Raw genomic sequence first — 24,800 nt, 5'->3', positions numbered from 1 at the left:
ACTGTAGGAGCGCGGGGGAGGGGTGATCGACCGAATATCGGGCTGACGGCGTGGCTCAGGGCAGGGCGATGGGCACGACCCGCGGCTTGGCCAGCCGGGCGTAGTCGGCTCCGGAGACGGCCAGGGACCGGTCGGGCCTGACCCTGAGGATGATGCACTGCGCCGCCTCGGCCACCGCGTGTCCGCGCAGGGCGCTGACGGCCTCGGTGGCGCCCTCGGGGCGGTGGTCGATGAGCCGGTAGGAGGTGCCCGTGGTGTCGAGCAGGGAGATCAGACGCTCGTAGGTGTCGTGGCCGGCGGCGGGGGCGAGGTCGGGCATGGTGCGACTTCCTTGGGGTCGGTGCGGTGACTGCGTTCGATGCTCTGCCCCCAGTAGGTCCCGGCGACCATGAGCGCCGCGCCGGTGGCCGTGAGGACGCCCAGACGTTCGCCGCCGACGACCATGCCGATGGTGACGGCCCAGACCGGTTCGGTGCCGAGGAGCAGGCTCGCCCGGCTGGCGGATGTGCGCTGCACTGCCCAGGTCTGCGCGAGAAAGGCGAACACGCTGCAGAACAGCGCGAGATGCACCAGCTGCAGCCAGTCGCCGACCGGAGCGTGAGCCAGATCGGCGAGCCCGCCGGACGCGCACGCGTACGGCAGGAAGAGCGCCGTACCGATCGCGGTCTGGCAGGTGGTCAGCTGGAGCGGGCGCAGGTCACGGCCTGCGCTCAGCCGTCCGACCAGCGCGACGTGCGCCGCCCGTACGACGGCCGCCGCGAGCATCAGCAGATCGCCGCTCCGCGGGGCTTGCAGGCCGGTCGTGCCCATGAGCAGCCCCACGGCCAGGACGCACACCCCGGCAGCGGCGAAGAAGCGCGGCGGCAGCCTCCCACCTGGTGCGCTGCGGTCCAGCAGGGGCGTGAGCACCACGGTCAGGCTGATGATCAGGCCGGCATTGGCCGCGCTGGTGTGGGCGACCCCGTAGGTCTCCAGCACCAGCACCGCCGCCTGGGTGAGCCCGAGGAGTGTTCCCGCCCGCGCTTCGTTCCGATTGAGGCGCCAGGGCCGGTGGCGGGAGCCGGGACGAGGGCGGGGACGGGCGGCGACGAGTGCGAGGCAGGCGAGTACGGATATGGCGTACCGCGCGAACAGGACGATGAGGACCGGATGGGCGGACGTCGCCGACTTGGCGGCGAGATAGCTGGAGCCCCAGACGATGGCGACCAGCAGGAGTACCGCGTCGGTACGGCGGGCAGGAGGCACGCCCTTACGGTGCACCAGGGCAATCATGAAGCCCAGTACGTACTTCTCAAGCAATCCTTCAGTTTTCCTACACTGTGCGGGTGGACGAACGGCAGTTGCGGATCCTGCGCGAGCTCGGCGAGCTCGGGAGCGTCACGGCGGTCGCCGATGCGCTGCTGGTGACGCCGTCGGCCATCTCGCAGCAGCTACGGCTCTTGCAGCGTTCGATGCCCGTACCGCTCACCGAGCGCCAGGGACGGCGGCTGGTGCTCACGGACGCCGGGCAGGCGCTGGCCGGAGCCGCGATCGAGGTGGAGAGCGCCATGGCCAAGGCGCGGCACATCGTCGACGCATACGTGGACCGGCCTGACGGCAGTGTGTCGGTGGCGGCCTTCCACAGCGCTGCCGCCACACTCTTCCCGCTGCTTCTCAAGGGGCTCGCGGGGCCCGGTAGCCCACGGCTCGCGCTCGCCGACGAGGACGTGGAGCAGGAGCAGTTCCCCCGGCTCACCCGGGACTACGACCTCGTCCTGGCCCATCGACTCGCCCCGGCCCCGGGCTGGCCGGGCACCGTGGCGGTGACCACCCTCCTGCGCGAACCACTCGACGTCGCCCTGCCTGCCGGCCATCCGCTGACGGCGCTCCCGCGGTTGCGCCCCGGCGATGTGGCGGACCAGCCCTGGATCACGGTGCACGACGGATTCCCGCTGATGGCCACGGTCGAGGCGATCGCCACCGCCGCGAACCGCCGCCTCGACATCGTCCACCGCATCAACGAGTTCACCGTGGTGGCGGAGGCGGTCGCCGCGGGCGGCGGACTCGCCCTGATGCCCCGCTGGACCACACGCCCGCACCCCGGCGTGGTCCTCCGCCCCCTCAGCGGCGTCCACGCCCGCCGCCACATCGACGTCCTCCACCGCCCGGAACGCACCGCCCGCAGAGCAGTCCGCACGGTGCTCACCGAACTGCACCGCGCGGCGGCGGCGATCCGGGACGGCGACGCTGCGGGCTGACCATTCCGGGCACTGGCCTACTGGTCCTCGAAGATTTCCTCGGCACGGCCGACGGTGAGGGCGCGGGCCAGCCAGCGGCGGAGGGCTTCGGGATCGCCGCAGGCGGTGACACGCTCACGAACGTCCTTGGAAACGTCCATGCCACGCTGCTCCAGGACGAGCAGGACGAACTCCGCTTGCCCTTCGGTCCGGCCCTCGTCCCGGATTTCCTCGGAGAGAGGCGACTTGTAGAAAGACAGGTCCACGGCCACCAGCTTCCTCCACTGTTCTGCGGCTGGGTGTGTGCCCATGCCTTGGGCGATGAGTTCGACGATGGGGTAGGCGACGTCCTGCGGCGTGTCCCGCAGCACGGTTGACACGGCTTTCAGTATGGCGCCGATGTCCGGATTCTCGCGGTGGGTGATCGCGGCAAGTGTCGCGAGCGCGAGGTCCTTGCGGGTCTCGGCCGGGTCGGTGATCACTGGCAGGTTGTGCGGACCCGCCACGAGGGGGCGAAGGGTGAGCGCCGGCCACTTGCGGGGGGCCGATGTTGAACGGCCGGGTGGCCCACTCGGCGGTGGCACGGTCCTGGCAGACGACCAGGAGCAGGGGCGGCATCCGGTACTTCGTGTACAGATACGACAGGTAGAACGCCCAGCTGGCGGGCTTGGACGGGTCCTTCTTGCCCTGGGCCTCCACGGCGAGCAGAAAGGACTCGCCGTTCCGCGCGTCGAACCGCAGCAGTGTGTCGAGGCGGCGTTCCAGGGGTCGGGTCTCCGTGAGGTCCGTGGGGAGGACCGTGACCGAGGTGGGCTGGGGGAGGTCGACGCCCAGCACCTTGGAGACGCCGGACAAGAGGTCCGGGTACTCCTGGAAGATGCGGTGCATCGCCTCGTGAGGTGAGCTGACCATGCGTGTCCTTGCGGTCGCGGAATGAATCGCGAATGCCTCTGACACATGCCAGACAGTTCGCGCCGACGAGGCTAGGCAGCGAACCCGCACTGAATATGCGCAAGTTGTCGAACTCACCCGCACGAGTGAGCGCGCGCGAGGGGCGTCCGGGCAGGCCCCGACGTCCTGCCCCATCAAGCTCAGTCCCAGAGACGACCGAGGTCATGGATGCGGTCGCGGTACTCGAGTACCTCGACCCATTCGGGCAGCCAGTACCTGGGGCCGTGCTTCGCCCCGGCGAAGGCGCCGGCGAGGGCTGCGATGGAGTCGGAGTCTCCGGAAGAGTGCGCTCCTCGCTGGATCGACGCACGGGCGTCACCGTCGACCACGAGGAAGCAGTACAGCGCGGTGGCGAGGGCTTCTTCGGCGATCCAGCCGGCTCCGACGGCCACACAGGGGTCCATGTCGGGGTCTGGATCGCGCAGGGCGTCGGTCAGTTTGTCGAGGGCCCGCAGACACTCGTCCCATCCGAAGGCGATGAACGTGGCTGGGTCCGGTGCTCCCGCTTTGTGTGCCAGATTCCCGAGCCACTCGGCGTGGTACTTGCGCTGTGACTGGAGGGCGTGGAGGCGCAACTGGGGGAGGAGCTCGTCCAATGCGCAGCCATGGGCGAGGAGCCAGACGGCGTGGGCCGTCAGGTCGCTGGCGGCGAGTGCGGTCGGGTGGCCGTGGGTGAGTGCGGCCTGCAGCTGGGCGATTCCGGAGCGCTGTTCGGGCGTCAGTCCGGGTATTAGGGCGACGGGGGCCACGCGCATGTTCGCGCCGCAGCCCTTGGAGCTGATGACGGTGGCGTCCTGCAACGGGAGACCGCGTTCCAGCCCGGCGCATGCGTCCAGACAGGTCTGCCCGGGGGCACGGTTGTTGTCGGGGGAGCGCAGCCAGGACACGAAATGCCTGCGCAGGGCGGCCTCCACCTGAACAGGAGCGACGGACTGCGGGGCTGCCCAGGACCCTCCGCTGCCTCGTGGATTCGTGGTGACTTCCCCGAGGGCGTCGCCGACAGCGAGCGCCATCTGGGTGTCGTCGGTCACCCGCACGACGTCTCCCGCGGAGAGGGGCATCTCCATTTTGTGCCAGGGGCCGAACATGGTGGTGATCTGCTGCGTGTTCAGGAACTCGGTGGGATACCCCATCGCATCACCGAGTGCCAGGCCGAGCAGCACCCCGGTCGCCGCGTGCCAAGTGCGTTCCCTGGGCGGGTCCCCGGCGAGGTCGTGGATCGCGTCCGAGTTGGGAGCCTCGGCCAGGGAGCCGGGGACAACACGGCTCTTCGACGCGGGTGAGTCCCGGATCATCTCGCTCAGCGCTTCCAGCGGAGTGAGACCGCGTGCCTTGGCTTCGCGCAGGCCGTCGGCCCATGCCATGTGCCCGTTGGAGACGGCTCGTCGGCGAACCCAGCCCGCAGCCCCGCTTCGTTCGCTGATCCACAGGTAGCCGACCTCCGTGCCGCTGCCGTCGGCCACAGCGACGTACTGGACTGGCTCACGGGTCCTGGAAGCGTAAACCGGCGACCCGTCCACGATGGCGGATCCGTAGTCCTCGGAGCTCGGACTGCTGCGCCGCTTCACGAAGCGCAGCGTTTCCTTCTCAGCGTTCACAGGCGAAGCCTTCCTTAACTACCACGTACTACTTCCCCGTATATCTGTCACTGGCCACTGTCATTTTTTAAGGCTCATGAGATTTTGCATTTCAGGCCACGTTTGAGTAGCAGTCTCCCGTTCGCTGCTGAAATGACTCCCGAAGCTGATCCTTCGACAGGACATGCCCGGTGTCACGGACCTCCGCCCTCAGCAGGGCTCTTGCTGTAGACGGTCAGGTGCCCGTACGAGGTGGGCGTCATGGAGCCGAGCCCGGACGGCGGCGTGAAGCGACTTGTGTCGACCGCGAGGCTGTCGGGCAGCGGCGCGGTCGGTGATGCACCGTTGCAGATCACGGGGTCCCAGGAGGCGTCCGGGCTGCTGTTCCCGGTGCGGTCGAGCACGAATCCTCGGCAATGGTCGCGGAGCTGGTCGAGGGCTCGGACCAGTGCAGCTACCACCTCCTCGCGTTCCGGCTCGTGCAGGGTGCGGAGCTCGTATGTGAGAACTACTGAGCTGTCTTCCAGCCGGCGCAGGCGCATCACGGTAGAGATGCCCGGCGAGTGCCACAGGTGGAGAGCGAACGAGAGGCCACCCGGGCTGGCGAGGAGGTCGGCCAGCTCCTGCTCGTCGCGCAGAAGCGGGGGATCTCCGGCACGGTTTCGGTCAGGACGGAGAAAGATTTCACGGCTGAGCCGGGTCCAGGCGTTCAGCCCCGCGGTCTCCAGACTCTTCAACAGACTGCTGGCGATCTTCGGGTTCAGTTCGGACAGGTAGAAGGAGAAGAAGCCACCTGAGCCGTCTTCGTTGTGGTCTTCAGAATCGTGGGATGTTCTCCCGAAGGCCTCGTCGAAGATCTCCCTAGCGCGGGCACGTGGCACTGCTGGAGCGGTATAGCGCATGGAGCGAACTGTCGCCAGGAATTCTTCGGGCAGTTCTACGTGGTAGCGCTTCACATAGTGGCGCAGTTCGACTGGCCACAACCACGTGCCATCCGTGACGAGTGAGCCCGCTCCGGGCACCCACTCGTCACGACTGATGACATCTCGGTCCGCTCCCATGGTGGTGTAGATTTCAGTGCCCGATGAAAGGTAGGCCAGGATTCCTGACTCGTCATCCAGTCCATGAGGTCGAACGGCATCATGGATCGACGGAGCGGAGTCATCCTCGACCTGCGGATCCAGCTCGCGGAAGAAGCCTAGTGGTTTGAACATTGCGTCTCCGTTGATTCTTCGCTAATCGGGGACCGGTACCACAGGTGGAGATCCTCCATGCAAGGTTGGCAAGAATATTCGCCAGTAGCCATTCCTGCCAATCTCGGGTGTCTGATCTAAGCCTTTCAGGGAGTCGGTTCCCACCCTGTTCGTCGGGGCGGTTACTGGAACCCCGAGGTCGTTGGCCACGCTCTGTGCCAGAGGGAGTTCTGCGGTGTCGGCGTATCCGGAGTGACACGAGATGAGCCTTACTGGTCCGCCATCATAGTGGGGATTGCTGCGGATGGCGTCAGAGATATGGGTCGGATGGACTTCGAAATCCATAAGGACGTTGCCTGCGCTGTTCATCTGCCCGGGCAGGAAGACGCCTCTGTTCGTGCCATGAATGAATACGTCGTGCTTTCCGGGTTCGCGTGCGACGCGGTTCAGGTTTGCCATCGTGCGATCGTCATATCCGATGGTGGTGGTGTGCTTGCTGAAGTAGACCGGGTCGCCGGATATCAAGGCATGGTCGCCCGGCGTGCGAGGGGGCACGGGAATCTTTGATTCCTCACTCCGGAAGAGGTTCCAGGTGCGCCGTTTCCCCATATCGTCGAAATTGCGGAATTTCGACGCCCGCGTCGCGAGGTTCGACGCCCCCGACTCCACACCCTCCTTGACCGCGAGTCGCAGGCCGGTGCGTCCCAGACCGGTGCCCTTCGTGCCTATCAGCTCGGGGACGAGGCGGCCGAGGAACTCGGACGGGTCCTTCTTGAAGCCGTCGATGACGGCCGTGACCGTTCGGTCGGGGTGGGAGACCGTGGACACCAGCCCGGAGAGCGTCATGGAGGCGTTCTGCATGTACTGGGCGGGGTGGGTCAGGTTGTAGGGGTCCATGGGGTTCAGACCGCGCACGAAGTTGACCAGTCCCGCCGTTCCCTTGAGGATTCCGCCGACGAAGTGCGTGTACTCCGTCGCGTAGGCCTGGGCGCCGTCGGCGAGTGTGTTGCCGAGGCGGTCGAGGGGTGGTGGTTCGGCCGGGGCGTGGGCCATGGCTTGCTTGACCAGGGCCTCTGCGTCGCGGGCCGCGTCGTTCCGCTGTCTGCGGGCGTCGGCGAGCCTGGTCTCGGCCGCCTCGAGGAGCGCCTCGCACCGGGCCTGTGCGGCCTTGGCCTCAGGGGTCTCCTTGTCTTTGGCGGTGGCCAGGGCCGCCTTGACTTCTTCCGACGCGCGCTTGCCTTCCCGGTGCATCCGGATGGCCTCGGAGGCCTCGCCTTGCGCCCATCGAACGGTCTCGGCGTACGCCTCGAGAGCGGTGGCGGCCTTTTCGCACGCGTCGGCGGCGTGGAGCCACTTGGTCGGGTGGACGCCGAACTTTTCCCGGAAGGCGTTGCCGCCCTCGCCCAGCCAGCGCGAGGAGTCGACCTTCCGCATTCCCTGGCCGACCTTCTCGAAGGCTGCCTGGAAGTCCTTCAGGTGTGCGGTGCTCGAGCGGATCCGGCCGGGGTTGCCATGGATGAGCTCGTTCGCTTCTTCGGTCTGGCCGAGTTGCAGCTCGCCGGGCGTCGCACCGAGTTTCGACGCCAGGCCGTCGCCCGCGTCCCTGACCACTTCCGCGGCGCCGTGCATGCCGTGGGCGTCGAGTTGTTCCCCGGCCTTGTCCGAGAGCCAGTCGACGCCGTGGCCGACCTGTTTCTTTCCGGCGTCGAAGCCTTCCTCAAGGGCGCCGAGGCCGTCGTTGACACCGTCCTCGATGGTGTTGCCGAGGTCCTTGAAGCCGTCGCCTATGTCGTCGAGCACACCGCCCATCAGCCCTCACCACCGCCCAGCCCTCTGGGCGGTACGAGCTGCTGCGGTTGTTGCTGTTGCTGTTGCTGTTGCTGGGCGGCAGCGGCCCTTTCCTCGGGAGAAGGCCCGAACTTCTCATCCAGCCACTGCTCGTACTGCTCGTCGGACACCCCGACGGACTCGTGCATGAGTTCCGGATTGAGGCCCGGCAGCCCGACGGTCTTGGACGTCATCACATCGCGCCCCGCGTCCTTCCAACCCTGGGCCATGTTGTCCTTCGCCTGCTCGAAGGACTCCCGGCTGTAGTCGGGGCCGCTCAGCACGCCGGAAGTGGCGATGTCGCGCCATCCCTGCTTGGTGACCTCGTCCTCGGACGCGTAGGGATTGCCGATGGCCGCGTTGCCGAGGATCTTGAACGTGCCCTCCATGTACTGCTCGGTCTCGTGGTACGTGCCTGCCGCGAGACCGGTCCTCACGGCGAGCGCGTTGCCCTCGTTGACGAGTGCGCGTACGCCCCACTCCCAGCGCTCGCAGAACGACGAGAACGTCGCCGTCAGGCTCTCGTGCCCCAGTTCCAGTCCGGACATGGCGATGTTGCCGAAGCCCCGACCGGCGCCCGCGAGGCTGTCGGAGTTGAGCTCCTTCAGCTCGCCCAGCGCCTGTGTCAGCCCGCCGGCGATCTCGCCCAGCCCGGCAGCGGCCAGATCCGCGCTGCCCCCGTCAGCCGTGCCGCCGCGGTTCACGCCTCTACCCCCGTCCCCGCCACGCCTGTGAAGCCCTTGTCCACCGCCACCGCGTCGGGTACCACCCCCGCCACGGGCGGGAACAGCACCGCGTGCTCCTCGCCGTCGGCCGCGTCCAGAGCCACCCCGCACGGCACCCCGGCGCTCGGCACCGCCGCATCCAGCAGCCGGGCCCCGAGGACCGTCTGGTACTCCCACTCGGCGTCGCCTTCGCCCCGGGCGATCGCGTACCGGGCCAGCGCCGACTCGTCGGAGAACGCGAGGATCCACCGCACGCCGCCGAAGTCGGTGGTCAGCAGGGACCCGCGTCTGCGCGGCACCAGCACCGCCGTATCCCGGAAAGCCTCGAGCACCGCCGCGAACTCACGTCGGCGCTCCTCCGCCTCCGCGTCCAGCGGCGCCCCCGGAACACCGGGTGGGTAAGCCCCGGGAACGCCGGCGGGAGCCGGAGGGGCCGGATGCCACGTACCGGGAGGGCTGGGAGAGGGGTCGGGCGGAGACCACCCTGCCGGCAGAGATTCCGGCGCGGCACCGGGCGCCCGTACGGGAGCCTGCTGTGATGCGGCAGCTACGGCCGGTGTGGCCGTCATGTCCATGTAATCGGCCAGGCGCGACCGACGCGTCCCGCCCGGGCTTCCCCCGTGATCATTCACCGCGGCAGCGTCGCACAGCCGTACGACGCCCGCACGGAGCGCGTCCCGTCGATCCGCAAATGCGTGCGATGTCGCTCAGGCGGAGGTGAGGATGGTGTGCCCGGATCACGCGGGCCGGGTGATCGGCGGTCGGAGCCGCACCCCGCGCGCCGCGGTTTGACAGCCAAACCGCGCGGAGTACTCTCTTCGGCCCGATTGGCGCCCCCGGCGGCCCGTATGGCAGACTGTGCGGGTTGCTCGGTTGAGTGCCGATGCTGTGCGCCTCCCGCCGGGAGGACCGGAAGCGAGTCCCACAGTACTCGTCACCCCTGATCAGGGGTGGAAGTACGGGAATCTTCCGGGAAGTGTCAGCGGGGTGCCGACCAGGCACCCGGTAGGTGTTCTCCTCCGGCGCGCGGTCTTCGGGTCCGCACCCCCTTGGTTGGGAAATCCTTCGGGAGATCTTCGTGGAGGGGCTGCGACACGCCCGACCGCGTGGGTCGGAGGGAAGCGGTGTCCTGAGGCACAGCCGACCGGGTTGTCAGAGCGTTACGAGAGACAGGACTACGAAGTAGCCATGGCGGGACAGAAGATCCGCATCCGGCTCAAGGCCTACGACCACGAGGTCATCGACTCTTCGGCGAAGAAGATCGTCGAGACGGTGACTCGCACTGGTGCGTCGGTCGCGGGCCCGGTGCCGCTGCCCACTGAGAAGAACGTGTACTGCGTCATCAAGTCGCCGCACAAGTACAAGGACTCGCGCGAGCACTTCGAGATGCGCACGCACAAGCGCCTGATCGACATCCTCGACCCGACGCCCAAGACCGTTGACTCCCTGATGCGACTCGACCTCCCGGCCGGTGTCGACATCGAGATCAAGCTCTGAGGCCGGTGATCTGAGAGATGGCTAAGCAGATCAAGGGCATCCTGGGCGAGAAGCTCGGCATGACGCAGGTGTGGGACGAGAACAACCGTGTTGTTCCGGTCACCGTCGTCAAGGCCAGCCCCAACGTCGTCACCCAGGTTCGTACGAACGACGTCGACGGCTACGAGTCGGTCCAGATCGCCTTCGGCGAGATCGACCCGCGCAAGGTGAACAAGCCCCTCAAGGGCCACTTCGCCAAGGCCGACGTCACCCCCCGTCGCCACCTCGTCGAGATCCGCACCGCGGACGCCTCCGAGTACGCGCTCGGCCAGGAGATCACCGCTGAGGTGTTCGAGGCCGGCGTGAAGGTCGACGTGACCGGCAAGAGCAAGGGCAAGGGCTTCGCCGGTGTCATGAAGCGCCACAACTTCCGTGGCCTCGGCGCCGGACACGGCACTCAGCGCAAGCACCGCTCGCCCGGTTCCATCGGTGGCTGCGCCACCCCGGGCCGTGTGTTCAAGGGCCTCCGTATGGCGGGCCGCATGGGCAACGAGCGGGTCACCACCCAGAACCTGACCGTCCACGCCGTTGACGCGGAGAAGGGGCTGCTGCTCATCAAGGGCGCGGTTCCCGGTCCGAACGGCGGCCTCGTCCTGGTCCGTACCGCGGCCAAGGGGGCCTGAGGTAACGATGAGCACCATTGACATCCTTTCGCCCGCTGGCGACAAGGCCGGTAGCGTCGAGCTCCCTGCGGAGATCTTCGACGCCAAGGTCAGCGTTCCGCTGATCCACCAGGTCGTCGTCGCGCAGCTGGCCGCTGCCCGTCAGGGCACGCACAAGACCAAGACCCGTGGCGAAGTCCGTGGTGGTGGCAGGAAGCCTTACCGCCAGAAGGGCACCGGCCGCGCGCGCCAGGGTTCGACCCGTGCGCCGCAGTTCGCCGGCGGTGGCGTCGTCCACGGCCCCGTGCCGCGTGACTACTCGCAGCGGACCCCGAAGAAGATGAAGGCCGCCGCCCTGCGCGGTGCCCTCACCGACCGGGCCCGTCACTCCCGTATCCACGTCGTCTCCGGCGTGATCGAGGGTGCGATCTCCACCAAGGCCGCCAAGACGCTGTTCGGCAAGATCTCGGAGCGCAAGAACCTGCTCCTGGTCGTCGACCGCAGCGACGAGGCCGCGTGGCTGTCCGCCCGCAACCTGCCCCAGGTGCACATCCTGGAGCCGGGCCAGCTGAACACGTACGACGTGCTCGTCTCCGACGACGTGGTCTTCACCCAGGCCGCTTTCGAGTCCTTCGTGTCTGGCCCCAAGGCCGCTGAGACCGAAGGGAGCGAGGCCTGATGTCCGAGGCCACGATCACCAGCAAGACCTTCACGGACCCGCGCGACCTGCTGATCAAGCCGGTCGTCTCCGAGAAGAGCTACGCGCTGCTGGACGACAACAAGTACACGTTCGTCGTCGACCCGCGTGCGAACAAGACCCAGATCAAGCAGGCCGTCGAGGCGGTCTTCTCGGTCAAGGTCACCGGGGTCAACACGATCAACCGCCAGGGCAAGCGCAAGCGCACCCGCACCGGTTTCGGCAAGCGCGCCAACACCAAGCGCGCCATCGTGACCCTTGCCGAGGGCGACCGTATCGACATCTTCGGCGGTCCGGCCTCCTGACGGAGGTCTGGATCGTCCGAATATCGGACGAGGACTGAGAAATGGGTATCCGCAAGTACAAGCCGACGACTCCGGGCCGTCGTGGCTCCAGCGTCGCCGACTTCGTCGAGATCACGCGGTCCACGCCGGAGAAGTCGCTGGTCCGCCCCCTGCACAGCAAGGGCGGCCGTAACAACGCCGGTCGTGTGACCGTTCGCCACCAGGGTGGTGGCCACAAGCGCGCCTACCGTGTGATCGACTTCCGTCGTCACGACAAGGACGGCGTGCCGGCCAAGGTCGCGCACATCGAGTACGACCCCAACCGCACCGCGCGCATCGCGCTCCTGCACTACGCGGACGGCGAGAAGCGCTACATCATCGCCCCCCGCGGCCTGAGCCAGGGCGACCGGATCGAGAACGGCCCGGCCGCCGACATCAAGCCCGGCAACAACCTGGCGCTGCGCAACATCCCGGTCGGTACGACCATCCACGCCATCGAGCTGCGGCCCGGCGGCGGCGCGAAGTTCGCCCGCTCCGCGGGTGCCTCCGTGCAGCTGCTGGCGAAGGAGGGCTCCATGGCCCACCTGCGCATGCCGTCCGGTGAGATCCGCCTGGTCGACGCCCGCTGCCGCGCCACTGTCGGCGAGGTCGGCAACGCCGAGCAGTCGAACATCAACTGGGGCAAGGCCGGCCGTATGCGCTGGAAGGGCGTCCGCCCGACCGTCCGCGGTGTCGCCATGAACCCGGTCGACCACCCGCACGGTGGTGGTGAGGGCAAGACCTCCGGTGGTCGCCACCCGGTCTCGCCGTGGGGTCAGAAGGAGGGTCGTACTCGTTCTCCCAAGAAGGCGAGCAACAAGTACATCGTCCGCCGCCGCAAGACGAACAAGAAGCGCTAGGAGCGGGTTTAGATGCCGCGCAGTCTCAAGAAGGGGCCCTTCGTCGACGACCACCTCATCAAGAAGGTGGACGTACAGAACGAAGCCGGCACCAAGAACGTCATCAAGACCTGGTCCCGTCGCTCGATGATCGTCCCGGCCATGCTGGGCCACACGATCGCGGTGCACAACGGCAAGACCCACGTCCCGGTGTTCGTCACCGAGTCCATGGTCGGCCACAAGCTCGGCGAGTTCTCGCCGACTCGCACCTTCCGCGGCCACGTCAAGGACGACCGGAAGTCGAAGCGCCGCTAATCGCGGGGTGTGAACGACTATGACTTACACCGAAGGGACAACCATGGAAGCCAGGGCCCAGGCGCGGTACATCCGCGTCACGCCCATGAAGGCCCGCCGCGTGGTGGACCTCATCCGTGGCATGGATGCCACGGAGGCTCAGGCGGTCCTGCGTTTCGCCCCGCAGGCCGCGAGCGTGCCGGTTGGCAAGGTGCTGGACAGTGCCATCGCCAACGCCGCGCACAACTACGACCACACGGACGCCTCTTCGCTGTTCATCAGCGAGGCGTACGTCGACGAGGGCCCGACCCTGAAGCGGTTCCGTCCGCGTGCTCAGGGCCGTGCCTACCGGATCCGCAAGCGGACCAGCCACATCACCGTGGTCGTCAGCAGCAAGGAAGGAACCCGGTAATGGGCCAGAAGGTAAACCCGCACGGGTTCCGGCTCGGCATCACCACGGACTTCAAGTCCCGCTGGTACGCCGACAAGCTGTACAAGGACTACGTCAAGGAAGACGTCGCCATCCGTCGGATGCTGACGTCCGGCATGGAGCGCGCCGGCATCTCGAAGGTTGAGATCGAGCGCACCCGTGACCGCGTGCGGGTGGACATCCACACCGCGCGTCCCGGCATCGTCATCGGCCGCCGCGGCGCGGAGGCCGACAAGATCCGTGGTCAGCTCGAGAAGCTCACGGGCAAGCAGGTTCAGCTGAACATCCTCGAGGTCAAGAACCCCGAGGTCGACGCTCAGCTCGTGGCCCAGGCCGTGGCCGAGCAGCTGTCCTCCCGTGTCTCCTTCCGCCGCGCCATGCGTAAGAGCATGCAGTCGGCGATGAAGGCGGGCGCCAAGGGCATCAAGATCCAGTGTGGTGGCCGTCTCGGCGGCGCCGAGATGTCCCGCTCGGAGTTCTACCGCGAGGGTCGTGTGCCGCTGCACACGCTCCGTGCGAACGTCGAGTACGGCTTCTTCGAGGCCAAGACGACCTTCGGCCGCATCGGCGTGAAGGTCTGGATCTACAAGGGCGACGTCAAGAACATCGCTGAGGTCCGCGCCGAGAACGCCGCTGCCCGTGCGGGCAACCGCCCGGCCCGTGGCGGCGCCGACCGTCCGGCCCGCGGTGGCCGCGGTGGCGAGCGTGGCGGTCGCGGTCGCAAGCCGCAGCAGCAGTCCGCGCCGGCTGCCGAGGCCCCCAAGGCCGACGCTCCCGCCGCCGCTGCGGCTGAGAGCACCGGAACGGAGGCCTGACCGAAATGCTGATCCCCCGTAGGGTCAAGCACCGCAAGCAGCACCACCCCAAGCGCCGCGGTATGGCCAAGGGTGGTACGACGGTTGCGTTCGGCGAGTACGGCATCCAGGCCATGACTCCGGCGTACGTGACCAACCGCCAGATCGAGGCGGCTCGTATCGCGATGACCCGCCACATCAAGCGTGGCGGCAAGGTCTGGATCAACATCTACCCGGACCGCCCGCTGACGAAGAAGCCCGCCGAGACCCGCATGGGTTCCGGTAAGGGTTCCCCCGAGTGGTGGGTCGCGAACGTGCACCCGGGCCGGGTCATGTTCGAGCTGTCCTACCCGAACGAGAAGATTGCGCGTGAGGCTCTGACTCGTGCGGCTCACAAGCTGCCGATGAAGTGCCGGATCGTCAAGCGCGAGGCAGGTGAAGCGTGATGTCGGTCGGTATCAAGGCGTCCGAGCTGCGCGAGCTGGGCAACGAGGAGCTTGTTGCCAAGCTTCGCGAGGCCAAGGAAGAGCTGTTCAACCTCCGCTTCCAGGCGGCGACGGGCCAGCTCGAGAACCACGGCCGGCTGAAGGCCGTCCGCAAGGACATCGCCCGGATCTACACCCTGATGCGTGAGCGTGAGCTCGGCATCGAGACGGTGGAGAACGCCTGATGAGCGAGAGCAACGTGACTGAGAAGAAGACCGAGGAGCGCGGCTTCCGCAAGACCCGTGAGGGTCTGGTCGTCAGCGACAAGATGGACAAGACCGTCGTCGTCGCCGTCGAGGACCGCGTCAAGCACGCGCTGTACGGCAAGGTCATCCGCCGTACGAACAAGCTCAAGGCGCACGACGAGCAGAACGCCGCGGGTGTCGGCGACCGTGTCCTCCTCATGGAGACCCGGCCGCTGTCCGCGACGAAGCGCTGGCGCGTCGTCGAGGTCCTCGAGAAGGCCAAGTAAGGAACTTCCCGCAAGGGAGTCCAAAAGACACAGCTTGAGGGGTTTCCCTCAAGCCAGTTCCGCCAGGCTCGGCAGGGGCCGCACCCGCAACGGTGAAGCCCCTGCCGGGAACCGGCAGACAAACAGGAGATAGACGTGATCCAGCAGGAGTCGCGGCTTCGCGTCGCCGACAACACTGGTGCCAAGGAGATCCTTTGCATCCGTGTTCTCGGTGGCTCGGGCCGCCGCTACGCGGGCATCGGTGACGTCATCGTCGCCACCGTCAAGGACGCGATCCCCGGTGGCAACGTGAAGAAGGGTGACGTCGTCAAGGCGGTCATCGTTCGCACCGTCAAGGAGCGCCGCCGCCAGGACGGCTCGTACATCCGCTTCGACGAGAACGCCGCCGTCATTCTGAAGAACGACGGCGACCCTCGCGGCACCCGTATCTTCGGCCCCGTCGGCCGTGAGCTGCGCGAGAAGAAGTTCATGAAGATCATCTCGCTCGCGCCGGAGGTGCTGTAAGCATGAAGATCAAGAAGGGCGACCTGGTACAGGTCATCACCGGCAAGGACAAGGGCAAGCAGGGCAAGGTCATCGCGGCCTTCCCCCGCGAGGACCGCGTCCTGGTCGAGGGTGTCAACCGGGTCAAGAAGCACACGAAGGCCAACCAGCCGGGTCGTGCCTCGCAGGCCGGCGGCATCGTCACCACCGAGGCCCCGATCCACGTGAGCAACGTTCAGCTCGTCGTGGAGAAGGACGGCAATAAGGTCGTGACCCGCGTCGGTTACCGCTTCGACGACGAGGGCAACAAGATCCGCGTTGCCAAGCGGACGGGTGAGGACATCTGATGGCTACCACCACCACTCCGCGTCTGAAGACGAAGTACCGCGAGGAGATCGCGGGCAAGCTGCGTGAGGAGTTCTCGTACGAGAACGTCATGCAGGTCCCCGGCCTCGTGAAGATCGTGGTCAACATGGGTGTGGGCGACGCCGCCCGCGACTCCAAGCTGATCGAGGGTGCCATCAAGGACCTCACCACGATCACCGGTCAGAAGCCGGCCGTCACCAAGGCCCGCAAGTCCATCGCGCAGTTCAAGCTGCGTGAGGGTCAGCCGATCGGTGCCCACGTCACGCTCCGTGGCGACCGCATGTGGGAGTTCCTGGACCGCACCCTGTCGCTCGCGCTGCCGCGCATCCGCGACTTCCGTGGTCTGTCCCCCAAGCAGTTCGACGGCCGTGGCAACTACACCTTCGGTCTCACCGAGCAGGTCATGTTCCACGAGATCGACCAGGACAAGATCGACCGCGTCCGGGGTATGGACATCACCGTGGTCACCACGGCGACCAACGACGCTGAGGGCCGTGCCCTTCTCCGTCACCTCGGCTTCCCGTTCAAGGAGGCGTAAGCGAGATGGCGAAGAAGGCTCTGATTGCCAAGGCTGCTCGTAAGCCCAAGTTCGGTGTGCGTGCGTACACCCGCTGCCAGCGCTGCGGCCGTCCGCACTCCGTGTACCGCAAGTTCGGCCTGTGCCGCGTGTGCCTTCGTGAGATGGCTCACCGCGGCGAGCTGCCGGGCGTGACCAAGAGCTCCTGGTAATTCCGGGTTTCCCGGATTACCAGAGGCTCTCGGTAAGCAACGGGACGGCGGGGCCCTTCCTCCACATGCCGTAGGCTTGTGGGGTTGGGCGCCCGCCGCCCTGATCGACTTACTACGCCGTAGGTCCCCGCGCCGCACCCGTCCCGCCCCTGTGCGGGGAGAGGGATGGCGCATACAGGAAACCCCGGCGAGAGAGGCCGAAGGCCAATTCATGACCATGACTGATCCGATCGCGGACATGCTGACCCGTCTGCGTAACGCGAACTCGGCGTACCACGACTCCGTGACCATGCCGCACAGCAAGATCAAGTCGCACATCGCGGAGATCCTCCAGCAGGAGGGCTTCATCACGGGCTGGAAGGTCGAGGACGCCGAGGTCGGCAAGAACCTCGTCCTCGAGCTGAAGTTCGGCCCGAACCGTGAGCGCTCCATCGCGGGCATCAAGCGGATCTCCAAGCCCGGTCTCCGGGTCTACGCGAAGTCCACCAACCTGCCGAAGGTGCTCGGCGGCCTGGGCGTGGCGATCATCTCCACGTCGCACGGTCTGCTCACCGACAAGCAGGCGCAGAAGAAGGGCGTGGGTGGGGAAGTCCTCGCCTACGTCTGGTAGTCGGGAACGGAGGAAAAGCAATGTCGCGTATCGGCAAGCTCCCCATCCCGGTTCCCGCCGGCGTGGATGTCACCATCGACGGCCGTACGGTCCAGGTGAAGGGCCCCAAGGGCACCCTGAGCCACACCGTTGCCGCGCCGATCGAGATCGCGAAGGGTGAGGACGGCGTTCTCAACGTCACCCGCCCCAACGACGAGCGTCAGAACAAGGCCCTGCACGGCCTGTCCCGCACGCTGGTGGCGAACATGATCACCGGTGTGACCACGGGATACATCAAGGCGCTCGAGATCAGCGGTGTCGGTTACCGCGTCGCCGCGAAGGGCTCCAACCTGGAGTTCCAGCTCGGCTACAGCCACCCGATCCTGGTGGAGGCCCCCGAGGGCATCTCCTTCAAGGTCGAGTCGCCGACCAAGTTCTCGGTCGAGGGCATCGACAAGCAGAAGGTCGGCGAGGTCGCCGCGAACATCCGCAAGCTGCGCAAGCCCGACCCGTACAAGGCCAAGGGCGTGAAGTACGCGGGCGAGGTCATCCGCCGCAAGGTCGGAAAGGCTGGTAAGTAGCCATGGCATACGGCGTGAAGATTGCCAAGGGCAAGGCCTACAAGGGCGCTTCCCTGAAGCGTCGCCACATCCGCATCCGCAAGAAGATCTCGGGTACTCCGGCGCGTCCGCGTCTGGTCGTCACCCGGTCCAACCGCGGCATCACGGCTCAGGTCATCGACGACATCGCGGGCCACACGCTCGCGTCGGCGTCCACCCTGGACTCGTCCATCCGCGGCGGCGAAGGCGACAAGTCGGCGAAGGCGAAGCAGGTCGGCCAGCTCGTGGCCGAGCGTGCCAAGGCTGCCGGCGTCGAGGCTGTCGTGTTCGACCGTGGCGGCAACCAGTACGCCGGGCGCATCGCCGCCCTGGCGGACGCCGCCCGCGAAGCCGGCCTGAAGTTCTGAGCCGGTTCCGTAGCTCAGCGGAAAACGAAGAGAGGTAATTCCAATGGCTGGACCCCAGCGCCGCGGAAGCGGTGCCGGTGGCGGCGAGCGGCGGGACCGGAAGGGCCGTGACGGCGGCGCAGCTGCCGCCGAGAAGACCGCTTACGTTGAGCGCGTTGTCGCGATCAACCGTGTCGCCAAGGTTGTGAAGGGTGGTCGTCGCTTCAGCTTCACCGCGCTGGTCGTGGTGGGCGATGGTGACGGCACCGTGGGTGTCGGTTACGGCAAGGCCAAGGAGGTGCCGGCCGCCATCGCCAAGGGTGTTGAGGAGGCCAAGAAGCACTTCTTCAAGGTCCCCCGTATCCAGGGCACCATCCCGCACCCGATCACGGGTGAGAAGGCTGCGGGCGTCGTCCTGCTCAAGCCGGCTTCCCCCGGTACCGGCGTTATCGCCGGTGGCCCGGTGCGTGCCGTGCTCGAGTGCGCCGGCGTGCACGACATCCTGTCGAAGTCGCTCGGCTCGTCCAACGCGATCAACATCGTCCACGCGACCGTGGCGGCCCTCAAGGGTCTGCAGCGTCCCGAGGAGATCGCGGCGCGCCGTGGTCTGCCGCTCGAGGACGTCGCCCCCGCGGCTCTGCTGCGTGCGCGTGCCGGTGCGGGAGCGGGTGCGTAATGGCCCGCCTCAAGATCACGCAGAAGAAGTCGTACATCGGCAGCAAGCAGAACCACCGCGACACCCTGCGTTCGCTTGGCCTGAAGAGGGTCAACGACGTGGTCGTCAAGGAGGACCGCCCCGAGTTCCGCGGCATGGTGCACACCGTCCGCCACCTCGTGACGGTTGAGGAGGTCGACTGATCATGGCGGAGCAGAACCCGCTCAAGATCCACAACCTCCGTCCCGCCCCCGGCGCCAAGACCGCCAAGACCCGTGTTGGTCGTGGTGAGGCGTCGAAGGGTAAGACGGCTGGTCGTGGTACCAAGGGCACGAAGGCCCGCTACCAGGTTCCGGAGCGCTTCGAGGGTGGGCAGATGCCCCTCCACATGCGCCTCCCGAAGCTGAAGGGCTTCAAGAACCCGTTCCGCACCGAGTACCAGGTCGTGAACCTGGACAAGCTGGCCTCTCTCTACCCGCAGGGTGGCGAGGTCACGGTGGCCGATCTGGTCGCCAAGGGTGCGGTGCGCAAGAACCAGCTCGTCAAGGTCCTTGGCCAGGGCGAGGTCTCCGTGGCGCTCCAGGTGACGGTCGACGCCGTCTCCGGGTCCGCCAAGGAGAAGATCGCCGCTGCCGGCGGCACCGTCACCGAGCTCGTCTGACGAGCCGATGGCCTGAACACCTTCCGGGGATGCCTCCTAAACGGGGCATCCCCGGTTGGTCGTTCCAAGGTGGGCACACTCGCAGGTAAGGTGGCGAGCGTTGTTGCTGTATTTGCCGGGGGTGTGACTCCCGAACCGCCCTTCCCACTACTCCGGTAGAGGGAATCAGGGCCGCAAGGGCTGACCCACGGGCATACCTCGCGGCTCTTGCTGCTTGACCATACGTATTCGTCGAACCTCAAGACCGTCACCTCTGACGCTTTGCGCGGGGGTCGCAGGAGGCACCGTGCTCACCGCGTTCGCCCGGGCGTTCAAGACGCCCGACCTGCGCAAGAAGCTGCTCTTCACGCTCGGCATCATCGTGCTGTTCCGGGTCGGGGCGCACATCCCGGTGCCCGGCGTCAGCTATGAGAACGTCCAGATCTGTGTGGACCAGGCGTCGAAGAACCAGGGAAGCCTGTTCGGCCTCGTCAACATGTTCAGCGGCGGTGCTCTGCTGCAGATCACGATCTTCGCGCTCGGCATCATGCCGTACATCACCGCGAGCATCATCCTTCAGCTGCTGACCGTGGTGATCCCGCGTCTGGAAGCCCTCAAGAAGGAGGGCCAGGCGGGTACGTCCAAGATCACTCAGTACACCCGCTACCTGACCATCGCGCTCGCCGTCCTCCAGGGCACCGGCATCGTGGCCGCGGCCCGTAGCGGTGCGCTGTTCCAGGGCTGCGCCGTCGGCAGTGAGATCGTCCCCGACCAGTCGATCTTCGTCACCGCCACCATGGTGATCACCATGACCGCCGGTACGGCGGTCGTCATGTGGCTCGGTGAACTGATCACGGACCGCGGCATCGGCAACGGAATGTCGATCCTGATGTTCATCTCGATCGCCGCCGGCTTCCCGGGCGCCCTGTGGGCGATCAAGGAGAGCGGCAAGCTGGCCAAGGGCTGGATCGAATTCGGCACGGTCATCGTGGTCGGCTTCGTGATGGTGGCCCTCGTCGTGTTCGTCGAGCAGGCCCAGCGCCGTATCCCGGTGCAGTACGCGAAGCGCATGATCGGCCGCAGGTCCTACGGCGGTACGTCCACGTACATCCCGCTGAAGGTGAACCAGGCAGGTGTGATTCCTGTCATCTTCGCCTCTTCGCTGCTCTACATCCCCGCGTTGATCGCGCAGTTCTCGAACTCCAACGCGGGCTGGAAGACCTGGATCGAAACGCACTTCGTGAAGGGCGACCACCCGTACTACATCACCGCGTACTTCCTCCTGATTGTCTTTTTCGCCTTCTTCTACGTGGCTATCTCGTTCAACCCCGAGGAAGTCGCGGACAACATGAAGAAGTATGGTGGCTTCATCCCGGGTATCCGGGCTGGTCGACCTACTGCTGAGTACTTGAGCTACGTGCTCAACCGGATCACCTGGCCGGGCTCGCTGTATCTGGGTCTGATCGCTCTTGTGCCGACGATGGCGTTGGCGGGCTTCGGCGGTGCCAACCAGAACTTCCCGTTCGGTGGCACCAGCATCCTCATCATCGTGGGTGTCGGTCTCGAGACCGTGAAGCAGATCGAGAGCCAGCTCCAGCAGCGCAACTACGAAGGGTTCCTCCGCTGATGCGAATCGTCCTCGTCGGGCCGCCCGGTGCGGGCAAGGGAACGCAGGCCGCGTTCCTCGCCAAGAACCTGTCGATCCCGCACATCTCCACGGGCGACCTCTTCCGGGCCAACATCAGCCAGGGCACGGAGCTCGGCAAGCAGGCCAAGGCGTACATGGACGCGGGCAACCTCGTGCCCGACGAGGTCACCATCGGTATGGCCAAGGACCGCATGGCGCAGCCCGACGCGGCGAACGGCTTCCTGCTGGACGGCTTCCCGCGCAACGTCTCGCAGGCCGAGGCGCTCGACGAGATGCTCAAGACCGAGGGCATGAAGCTGGACGCGGTGCTTGACCTCGAGGTCCCCGAGGACGAGGTCGTGAAGCGGATCGCGGGCCGCCGCATCTGCCGCCACGACAGCGCGCACGTCTTCCACGTCACGTACAGCCCGGCGAAGCAGGAAGGCGTCTGCGACGCCTGCGGCGGCGAGCTGTACCAGCGCGACGACGACTCCGAGGAGACCGTGCGCAAGCGGCTCGAGGTCTACCACACCCAGACCGAACCGATCATCGACTACTACAAGGCCCAGGGCCTGGTGGTCACGATCTTCGCGCTGGGCAAGGTCGCCGAGGTGACCGAGCGGGCGATGGAGGCCCTTCGGGGTGACCGGGCCGCGCAGGCCTGACCCATTCAGCTGTAGCCGATACGGCCGCGGTGTCCCAGGGACGCCGCGGCCGTATCGTTGATTACCCCACTCGTCGAACACCTCCGACCACTCTCCGAACCGGAAAGGCGCAGTCCCCCATGGTGCAGATCAAGACCCCCGAGCAGATCGCGAAGATGCGTGAGGCGGGCCTGGTCGTCGCCGCCATCCACGCGGCGACCCGTGAGGCCGCCGTGCCCGGTGCCACCACCCGGGATCTGGACGGGGTGGCCCGCAAGGTGATCGCCGACCACGGGGCCAAGTCCAACTTCCTGGGCTACGGGGGTTTCCCCGCCACCATCTGCACCTCGGTCAACGAGGTCGTCGTGCATGGCATCCCGGACGACAAGACCGTGCTCAAGGACGGGGACATCATCTCCATCGACGCCGGGGCGGTCATCGACGGCTGGCACGGCGACGCCGCGTTCACCGTGTTCGTCGGGAGCGGCCACGCCCCGGAGCTGATCGAGCTCTCCCGGGTGACGGAGGAGTCCATGTGGGCCGGTATCGCCGCGATGAAGAGCGGCAACCGCCTGGTCGACGTCTCCCGTGCCATCGAGACCTACATCCGGCGCCAGCCCAAGCCGGGCGGCGGGCGGTACGGGATCATCGAGGAGTACGGCGGCCATGGCATCGGCACCGAGATGCACATGGACCCTCATCTGCTGAACTACGTCTCGCGCAAGCGCGGAAAGGGCCCCAAGCTGATCCCCGGCTTCTGCCTCGCCATCGAGCCGATGGTGTCGCTCGGTACCCCGCACACCGAGGTGCTCGCGGACGAGTGGACCGTGATCACCACCGACGGCACCTGGTCCTCGCACTGGGAGCACTCGGTCGCGCTGACGGAGGAAGGCCCGCTGGTGCTGACCGCCGTGGACGGCGGAAGGGCCAAGCTGGCGGAGCTGGGCATCACCGCCGCCCCGGACCCGCTCGCTTAGTTGTTGTTTCGTCTGACTCGGAGCGCCCACTCCGTCGGACTGGGCGGTCCGAGTCCGACGGCAAGAACACGTCGGCTCAATCCGCCGGCGTAACGATCAGCGGCGTTGGGCAAACTCCCTGGATTCGTGTTTTCCAGGGGCCTGACGTAGACTGATGCGTCGGCTCTCGTGTATCCGCATGTCCGCGTGCAGGAACGTACGCACACTCGCGGGTGGAGAGCCGATCAAGGTAGCCGATTCGAAGGGCGAAGCGTGGCCAAGAAGCAAGGTGCCATCGAAATCGAGGGCACCGTGATCGAGTCCCTGCCGAACGCCATGTTCAAGGTGGAGCTCCAGAACGGTCACAAGGTCCTCGCGCACATCTCCGGAAAGATGCGGATGCACTACATCCGTATCCTGCCGGACGACCGGGTTGTCGTGGAGCTGTCTCCGTACGACCTGACGCGTGGCCGGATCGTCTACCGATACAAGTAGATCTTGCCCTCACCCCTCCCGTGGGGTGCTGGCACTGACCCGGAGAACCTCACACCCATGAAGGTCAAGCCGAGCGTCAAGAAGATCTGCGACAAGTGCAAGGTGATCCGCCGTCACGGCCGGGTCATGGTCATCTGCGACAACCTGCGCCACAAGCAGCGCCAGGGCTGACGTACGACCACCTGCACATCGCAGTTACTTCGCGCGACGCAAGCAACACATGTAGATACGCAGAACCCGCCCAGCCCTTCGGGGTCGGCGGCACCTCCGGCGGGGGCCGGGGACCCGGACGTACCACTCCTCCACAGGGAGGGGTCGGCGGCCGGGAGTGGTTCTGCGGAAGACCCCCGAACACCACAGGAGCCATTGAATGGCACGCGTTTCCGGTGTTGACATCCCGCGCGACAAGCGTGTGGAGGTCGCACTCACCTACGTCTTCGGTATCGGCCGCACCCAGTCGAAGGCGACCCTCGCCGCGACCGGTGTGAACCCGAACACCCGCGTTCGTGACCTGGCCGAAGAGGACCTGGTCAAGATCCGCGAGTACGTGGACGCCAACCTCAAGACCGAGGGCGACCTCCGTCGCGAGATCCAGGCCGACATCCGCCGCAAGGTCGAGATCGGCTGCTACCAGGGTCTGCGTCACCGCCGCGGTCTGCCGGTCCACGGTCAGCGCACCAGCACGAACGCCCGCACCCGCAAGGGCCCGCGTCGCGCCATCGCCGGTAAGAAGAAGCCGGGCAAGAAGTAGTCCTCAGCAGGACGCACTGTGTGATCTGGGGGGACTCCCCTCAGACCCCCCAAGCGGTCTTCGCTGTAGGACCGACCACCTCCACGGGAGAAATACATGCCCCCCAAGGGACGCCAAGGCGCCGTCAAGAAGGTGCGCCGCAAGGAAAAGAAGAACGTCGCTCACGGCCACGCGCACATCAAGAGCACGTTCAACAACACGATCGTCTCGATCACGGACCCGTCCGGCAACGTGATCTCCTGGGCCTCCGCCGGCCACGTCGGCTTCAAGGGCTCGCGCAAGTCCACTCCGTTCGCCGCGCAGATGGCTGCCGAGTCGGCCGCCCGCCGCGCGCAGGAGCACGGCATGCGCAAGGTCGACGTCTTCGTCAAGGGTCCGGGCTCCGGCCGTGAGACCGCGATCCGCTCCCTCCAGGCCACCGGCCTCGAGGTCGGCTCGATCCAGGACGTCACCCCGACGCCGCACAACGGCTGCCGTCCCCCCAAGCGCCGCCGCGTCTGACGCTGCGCCGCTGCCAGGCATCGCTTCGTGTGATCGCCTGACCTGAGTGTCCGGGCGGTACGGCCCCTTAGGGGTCGTGCCGCCCGTACCCTTGCTGTATCCGCACCTGACCGGTGCGGCACGTAGGGCGTCAAATAGCGGGCGTCCACGATTGAAGGATCATTGACATGCTGATTGCTCAGCGTCCGTCGCTGACCGAAGAGGTTGTCGACGAGTTCCGCTCCCGGTTCGTGATCGAGCCGCTGGAGCCGGGCTTCGGTTACACCCTCGGCAACTCGCTCCGCCGTACGCTCCTGTCCTCGATCCCGGGTGCGGCGGTCACGTCCATCCGTATCGACGGTGTCCTGCACGAGTTCACCACCGTGCCGGGCGTCAAGGACGACGTCACCGACCTCATCCTGAACATCAAGCAGCTGGTCGTCTCCTCGGAGCACGACGAGCCGGTCGTGATGTACCT

The 24,800-nt window shown here is 66.7% G+C and carries 35 protein-coding genes and 3 pseudogenes; 30 read left to right on the top strand and 8 right to left on the bottom strand.

Annotation, left to right across the window (positions count from 1 at the left end; all coding sequences use genetic code 11):
* Positions 1-55: 55 nt before the first annotated feature.
* Both ABZ532_RS16920 and ABZ532_RS16915 read right to left on the bottom strand, forming a co-directional pair.
* Positions 56-319 (bottom strand): hypothetical protein, encoded by a 264-nt coding sequence (locus ABZ532_RS16920; RefSeq protein WP_361283366.1) that lies wholly within the window; start codon positions 317-319, stop codon positions 56-58.
* Positions 271-1,245: a DMT family transporter gene (locus ABZ532_RS16915; protein ID WP_361283686.1), complete on the bottom strand. Its 975-nt coding sequence runs from the start codon at positions 1,243-1,245 to the stop codon at positions 271-273. The genes ABZ532_RS16920 and ABZ532_RS16915 overlap by 49 nt, the downstream gene beginning before the upstream one ends.
* A gap of 80 nt (positions 1,246-1,325) precedes the next feature.
* Between ABZ532_RS16915 and ABZ532_RS16910 the strand changes: the two genes are divergently transcribed.
* Positions 1,326-2,237 (top strand): LysR family transcriptional regulator, encoded by a 912-nt coding sequence (locus ABZ532_RS16910; RefSeq protein WP_361283364.1) that lies wholly within the window; start codon positions 1,326-1,328, stop codon positions 2,235-2,237.
* A gap of 17 nt (positions 2,238-2,254) precedes the next feature.
* Here the strand turns inward: ABZ532_RS16910 and ABZ532_RS16905 are convergent.
* The 6 genes and pseudogenes from ABZ532_RS16905 to ABZ532_RS16880 all read right to left on the bottom strand — a co-directional run.
* A pseudogene (locus ABZ532_RS16905) lies at positions 2,255-3,128 on the bottom strand (hypothetical protein).
* Between the two features lie 179 nt (positions 3,129-3,307).
* A complete protein-coding gene (locus ABZ532_RS16900) occupies positions 3,308-4,387 on the bottom strand; it encodes an ADP-ribosylglycohydrolase family protein (protein WP_361283683.1) in 1,080 nt (359 codons plus the stop codon).
* A gap of 551 nt (positions 4,388-4,938) precedes the next feature.
* A complete protein-coding gene (locus ABZ532_RS16895; RefSeq protein WP_361283362.1) occupies positions 4,939-5,958 on the bottom strand; it encodes a hypothetical protein in 1,020 nt (339 codons plus the stop codon).
* 21 nt (positions 5,959-5,979) lie between these two features.
* On the bottom strand, positions 5,980-7,746 hold the full coding sequence (locus ABZ532_RS16890; RefSeq protein WP_361283360.1) for a putative T7SS-secreted protein: 1,767 nt from the start codon (positions 7,744-7,746) through the stop codon (positions 5,980-5,982).
* Positions 7,746-8,468 (bottom strand): hypothetical protein, encoded by a 723-nt coding sequence (locus tag ABZ532_RS16885; RefSeq protein WP_361283358.1) that lies wholly within the window; start codon positions 8,466-8,468, stop codon positions 7,746-7,748. The genes ABZ532_RS16890 and ABZ532_RS16885 overlap by 1 nt, the downstream gene beginning before the upstream one ends.
* Positions 8,465-8,842, bottom strand: a pseudogene (locus ABZ532_RS16880) (hypothetical protein); the annotation flags it as partial. The gene ABZ532_RS16885 and the pseudogene ABZ532_RS16880, both read right to left, overlap by 4 nt.
* Before the next feature lie 835 nt (positions 8,843-9,677).
* Between ABZ532_RS16880 and rpsJ the strand changes: the two are divergent.
* The 29 genes and pseudogenes from rpsJ to ABZ532_RS16735 all read left to right on the top strand — a co-directional run.
* Positions 9,678-9,986, top strand: coding sequence for a 30S ribosomal protein S10 (gene rpsJ / locus ABZ532_RS16875; RefSeq protein WP_003948644.1), 309 nt, complete (start codon positions 9,678-9,680; stop codon positions 9,984-9,986).
* A gap of 17 nt (positions 9,987-10,003) precedes the next feature.
* A complete protein-coding gene (gene rplC / locus ABZ532_RS16870; RefSeq protein ID WP_361283356.1) occupies positions 10,004-10,648 on the top strand; it encodes a 50S ribosomal protein L3 in 645 nt (214 codons plus the stop codon).
* 7 nt (positions 10,649-10,655) lie between these two features.
* Positions 10,656-11,306, top strand: coding sequence for a 50S ribosomal protein L4 (rplD, locus tag ABZ532_RS16865; protein WP_361283354.1), 651 nt, complete (start codon positions 10,656-10,658; stop codon positions 11,304-11,306).
* The gene (gene rplW / locus ABZ532_RS16860) at positions 11,306-11,629 is read left to right on the top strand and encodes a 50S ribosomal protein L23 (protein ID WP_361283352.1); all 324 of its coding nucleotides are present in this window, start codon (positions 11,306-11,308) and stop codon (positions 11,627-11,629) included. Before rplD ends, rplW begins: the two co-directional genes overlap by 1 nt.
* 41 nt (positions 11,630-11,670) lie before the next feature.
* Positions 11,671-12,507 carry a 50S ribosomal protein L2 gene (rplB, locus tag ABZ532_RS16855; RefSeq protein ID WP_361283350.1) on the top strand — a complete coding sequence of 279 codons (837 nt, stop codon included), beginning with the start codon at positions 11,671-11,673 and terminating at the stop codon, positions 12,505-12,507.
* 12 nt (positions 12,508-12,519) lie between these two features.
* On the top strand, positions 12,520-12,801 hold the full coding sequence (rpsS, locus tag ABZ532_RS16850) for a 30S ribosomal protein S19 (RefSeq protein ID WP_003956461.1): 282 nt from the start codon (positions 12,520-12,522) through the stop codon (positions 12,799-12,801).
* Positions 12,802-12,844: 43 nt separating this feature from the next.
* Positions 12,845-13,192 (top strand): 50S ribosomal protein L22, encoded by a 348-nt coding sequence (gene rplV, locus ABZ532_RS16845; RefSeq protein ID WP_009327087.1) that lies wholly within the window; start codon positions 12,845-12,847, stop codon positions 13,190-13,192.
* Positions 13,192-14,025 carry a 30S ribosomal protein S3 gene (gene rpsC / locus ABZ532_RS16840; protein ID WP_361283347.1) on the top strand — a complete coding sequence of 278 codons (834 nt, stop codon included), beginning with the start codon at positions 13,192-13,194 and terminating at the stop codon, positions 14,023-14,025. The genes rplV and rpsC overlap by 1 nt, the downstream gene beginning before the upstream one ends.
* Positions 14,026-14,030: 5 nt before the next feature.
* Positions 14,031-14,450, top strand: coding sequence for a 50S ribosomal protein L16 (rplP, locus tag ABZ532_RS16835; RefSeq protein WP_005313579.1), 420 nt, complete (start codon positions 14,031-14,033; stop codon positions 14,448-14,450).
* Positions 14,450-14,674 carry a 50S ribosomal protein L29 gene (rpmC, locus tag ABZ532_RS16830; protein WP_361283346.1) on the top strand — a complete coding sequence of 75 codons (225 nt, stop codon included), beginning with the start codon at positions 14,450-14,452 and terminating at the stop codon, positions 14,672-14,674. The genes rplP and rpmC overlap by 1 nt, the downstream gene beginning before the upstream one ends.
* Positions 14,674-14,961 (top strand): 30S ribosomal protein S17, encoded by a 288-nt coding sequence (rpsQ, locus tag ABZ532_RS16825; protein ID WP_361283344.1) that lies wholly within the window; start codon positions 14,674-14,676, stop codon positions 14,959-14,961. The genes rpmC and rpsQ overlap by 1 nt, the downstream gene beginning before the upstream one ends.
* Before the next feature lie 135 nt (positions 14,962-15,096).
* Positions 15,097-15,465 (top strand): 50S ribosomal protein L14, encoded by a 369-nt coding sequence (gene rplN / locus ABZ532_RS16820; protein ID WP_003956455.1) that lies wholly within the window; start codon positions 15,097-15,099, stop codon positions 15,463-15,465.
* Between the two features lie 2 nt (positions 15,466-15,467).
* The gene (rplX, locus tag ABZ532_RS16815; protein ID WP_105868304.1) at positions 15,468-15,791 is read left to right on the top strand and encodes a 50S ribosomal protein L24; all 324 of its coding nucleotides are present in this window, start codon (positions 15,468-15,470) and stop codon (positions 15,789-15,791) included.
* The gene (gene rplE / locus ABZ532_RS16810; protein ID WP_153486744.1) at positions 15,791-16,348 is read left to right on the top strand and encodes a 50S ribosomal protein L5; all 558 of its coding nucleotides are present in this window, start codon (positions 15,791-15,793) and stop codon (positions 16,346-16,348) included. The genes rplX and rplE overlap by 1 nt, the downstream gene beginning before the upstream one ends.
* 5 nt (positions 16,349-16,353) lie before the next feature.
* Complete coding sequence (locus ABZ532_RS16805) at positions 16,354-16,539, top strand: type Z 30S ribosomal protein S14 (RefSeq protein WP_003956452.1); 186 nt, start codon at positions 16,354-16,356, stop codon at positions 16,537-16,539.
* A 211-nt stretch (positions 16,540-16,750) separates the two neighbouring features.
* Positions 16,751-17,149, top strand: coding sequence for a 30S ribosomal protein S8 (gene rpsH / locus ABZ532_RS16800; RefSeq protein WP_338677247.1), 399 nt, complete (start codon positions 16,751-16,753; stop codon positions 17,147-17,149).
* 20 nt (positions 17,150-17,169) lie between these two features.
* Positions 17,170-17,709, top strand: a complete 540-nt coding sequence (rplF, locus tag ABZ532_RS16795) for a 50S ribosomal protein L6 (protein ID WP_361283341.1) — start codon at positions 17,170-17,172, stop codon at positions 17,707-17,709.
* A gap of 2 nt (positions 17,710-17,711) precedes the next feature.
* Positions 17,712-18,095, top strand: coding sequence for a 50S ribosomal protein L18 (gene rplR / locus ABZ532_RS16790; RefSeq protein WP_338677245.1), 384 nt, complete (start codon positions 17,712-17,714; stop codon positions 18,093-18,095).
* Between the two features lie 43 nt (positions 18,096-18,138).
* Entirely contained in the window at positions 18,139-18,750 is a 612-nt protein-coding gene (rpsE, locus tag ABZ532_RS16785) for a 30S ribosomal protein S5 (RefSeq protein ID WP_242329302.1), read from the top strand.
* On the top strand, positions 18,750-18,932 hold the full coding sequence (gene rpmD / locus ABZ532_RS16780; protein WP_215183645.1) for a 50S ribosomal protein L30: 183 nt from the start codon (positions 18,750-18,752) through the stop codon (positions 18,930-18,932). The genes rpsE and rpmD overlap by 1 nt, the downstream gene beginning before the upstream one ends.
* 2 nt (positions 18,933-18,934) lie before the next feature.
* On the top strand, positions 18,935-19,390 hold the full coding sequence (gene rplO / locus ABZ532_RS16775; RefSeq protein ID WP_361283338.1) for a 50S ribosomal protein L15: 456 nt from the start codon (positions 18,935-18,937) through the stop codon (positions 19,388-19,390).
* A gap of 286 nt (positions 19,391-19,676) precedes the next feature.
* Positions 19,677-20,996, top strand: coding sequence for a preprotein translocase subunit SecY (gene secY / locus ABZ532_RS16770; protein WP_361283336.1), 1,320 nt, complete (start codon positions 19,677-19,679; stop codon positions 20,994-20,996).
* On the top strand, positions 20,996-21,661 hold the full coding sequence (locus tag ABZ532_RS16765; protein WP_361283334.1) for an adenylate kinase: 666 nt from the start codon (positions 20,996-20,998) through the stop codon (positions 21,659-21,661). Before secY ends, ABZ532_RS16765 begins: the two co-directional genes overlap by 1 nt.
* A gap of 119 nt (positions 21,662-21,780) precedes the next feature.
* A complete protein-coding gene (gene map / locus ABZ532_RS16760; protein ID WP_361283332.1) occupies positions 21,781-22,617 on the top strand; it encodes a type I methionyl aminopeptidase in 837 nt (278 codons plus the stop codon).
* 252 nt (positions 22,618-22,869) lie between these two features.
* The gene (gene infA / locus ABZ532_RS16755) at positions 22,870-23,091 is read left to right on the top strand and encodes a translation initiation factor IF-1 (RefSeq protein ID WP_003956442.1); all 222 of its coding nucleotides are present in this window, start codon (positions 22,870-22,872) and stop codon (positions 23,089-23,091) included.
* A gap of 57 nt (positions 23,092-23,148) precedes the next feature.
* Entirely contained in the window at positions 23,149-23,262 is a 114-nt protein-coding gene (gene rpmJ / locus ABZ532_RS16750) for a 50S ribosomal protein L36 (protein WP_003956441.1), read from the top strand.
* Between the two features lie 199 nt (positions 23,263-23,461).
* A complete protein-coding gene (gene rpsM / locus ABZ532_RS16745) occupies positions 23,462-23,842 on the top strand; it encodes a 30S ribosomal protein S13 (protein ID WP_004946638.1) in 381 nt (126 codons plus the stop codon).
* A gap of 96 nt (positions 23,843-23,938) precedes the next feature.
* Positions 23,939-24,343, top strand: a complete 405-nt coding sequence (rpsK, locus tag ABZ532_RS16740; protein ID WP_017949643.1) for a 30S ribosomal protein S11 — start codon at positions 23,939-23,941, stop codon at positions 24,341-24,343.
* Between the two features lie 167 nt (positions 24,344-24,510).
* A pseudogene (locus tag ABZ532_RS16735) lies at positions 24,511-24,800 on the top strand (DNA-directed RNA polymerase subunit alpha); the annotation flags it as partial.

The organism is Streptomyces sp. NPDC019396 (genome assembly GCF_040632375.1).
GTDB lineage: Bacteria > Actinomycetota > Actinomycetes > Streptomycetales > Streptomycetaceae > Streptomyces.
Note: the sequence above shows the minus strand (reverse complement) of the source record. Positions and strands in the feature narration are given on the sequence as shown.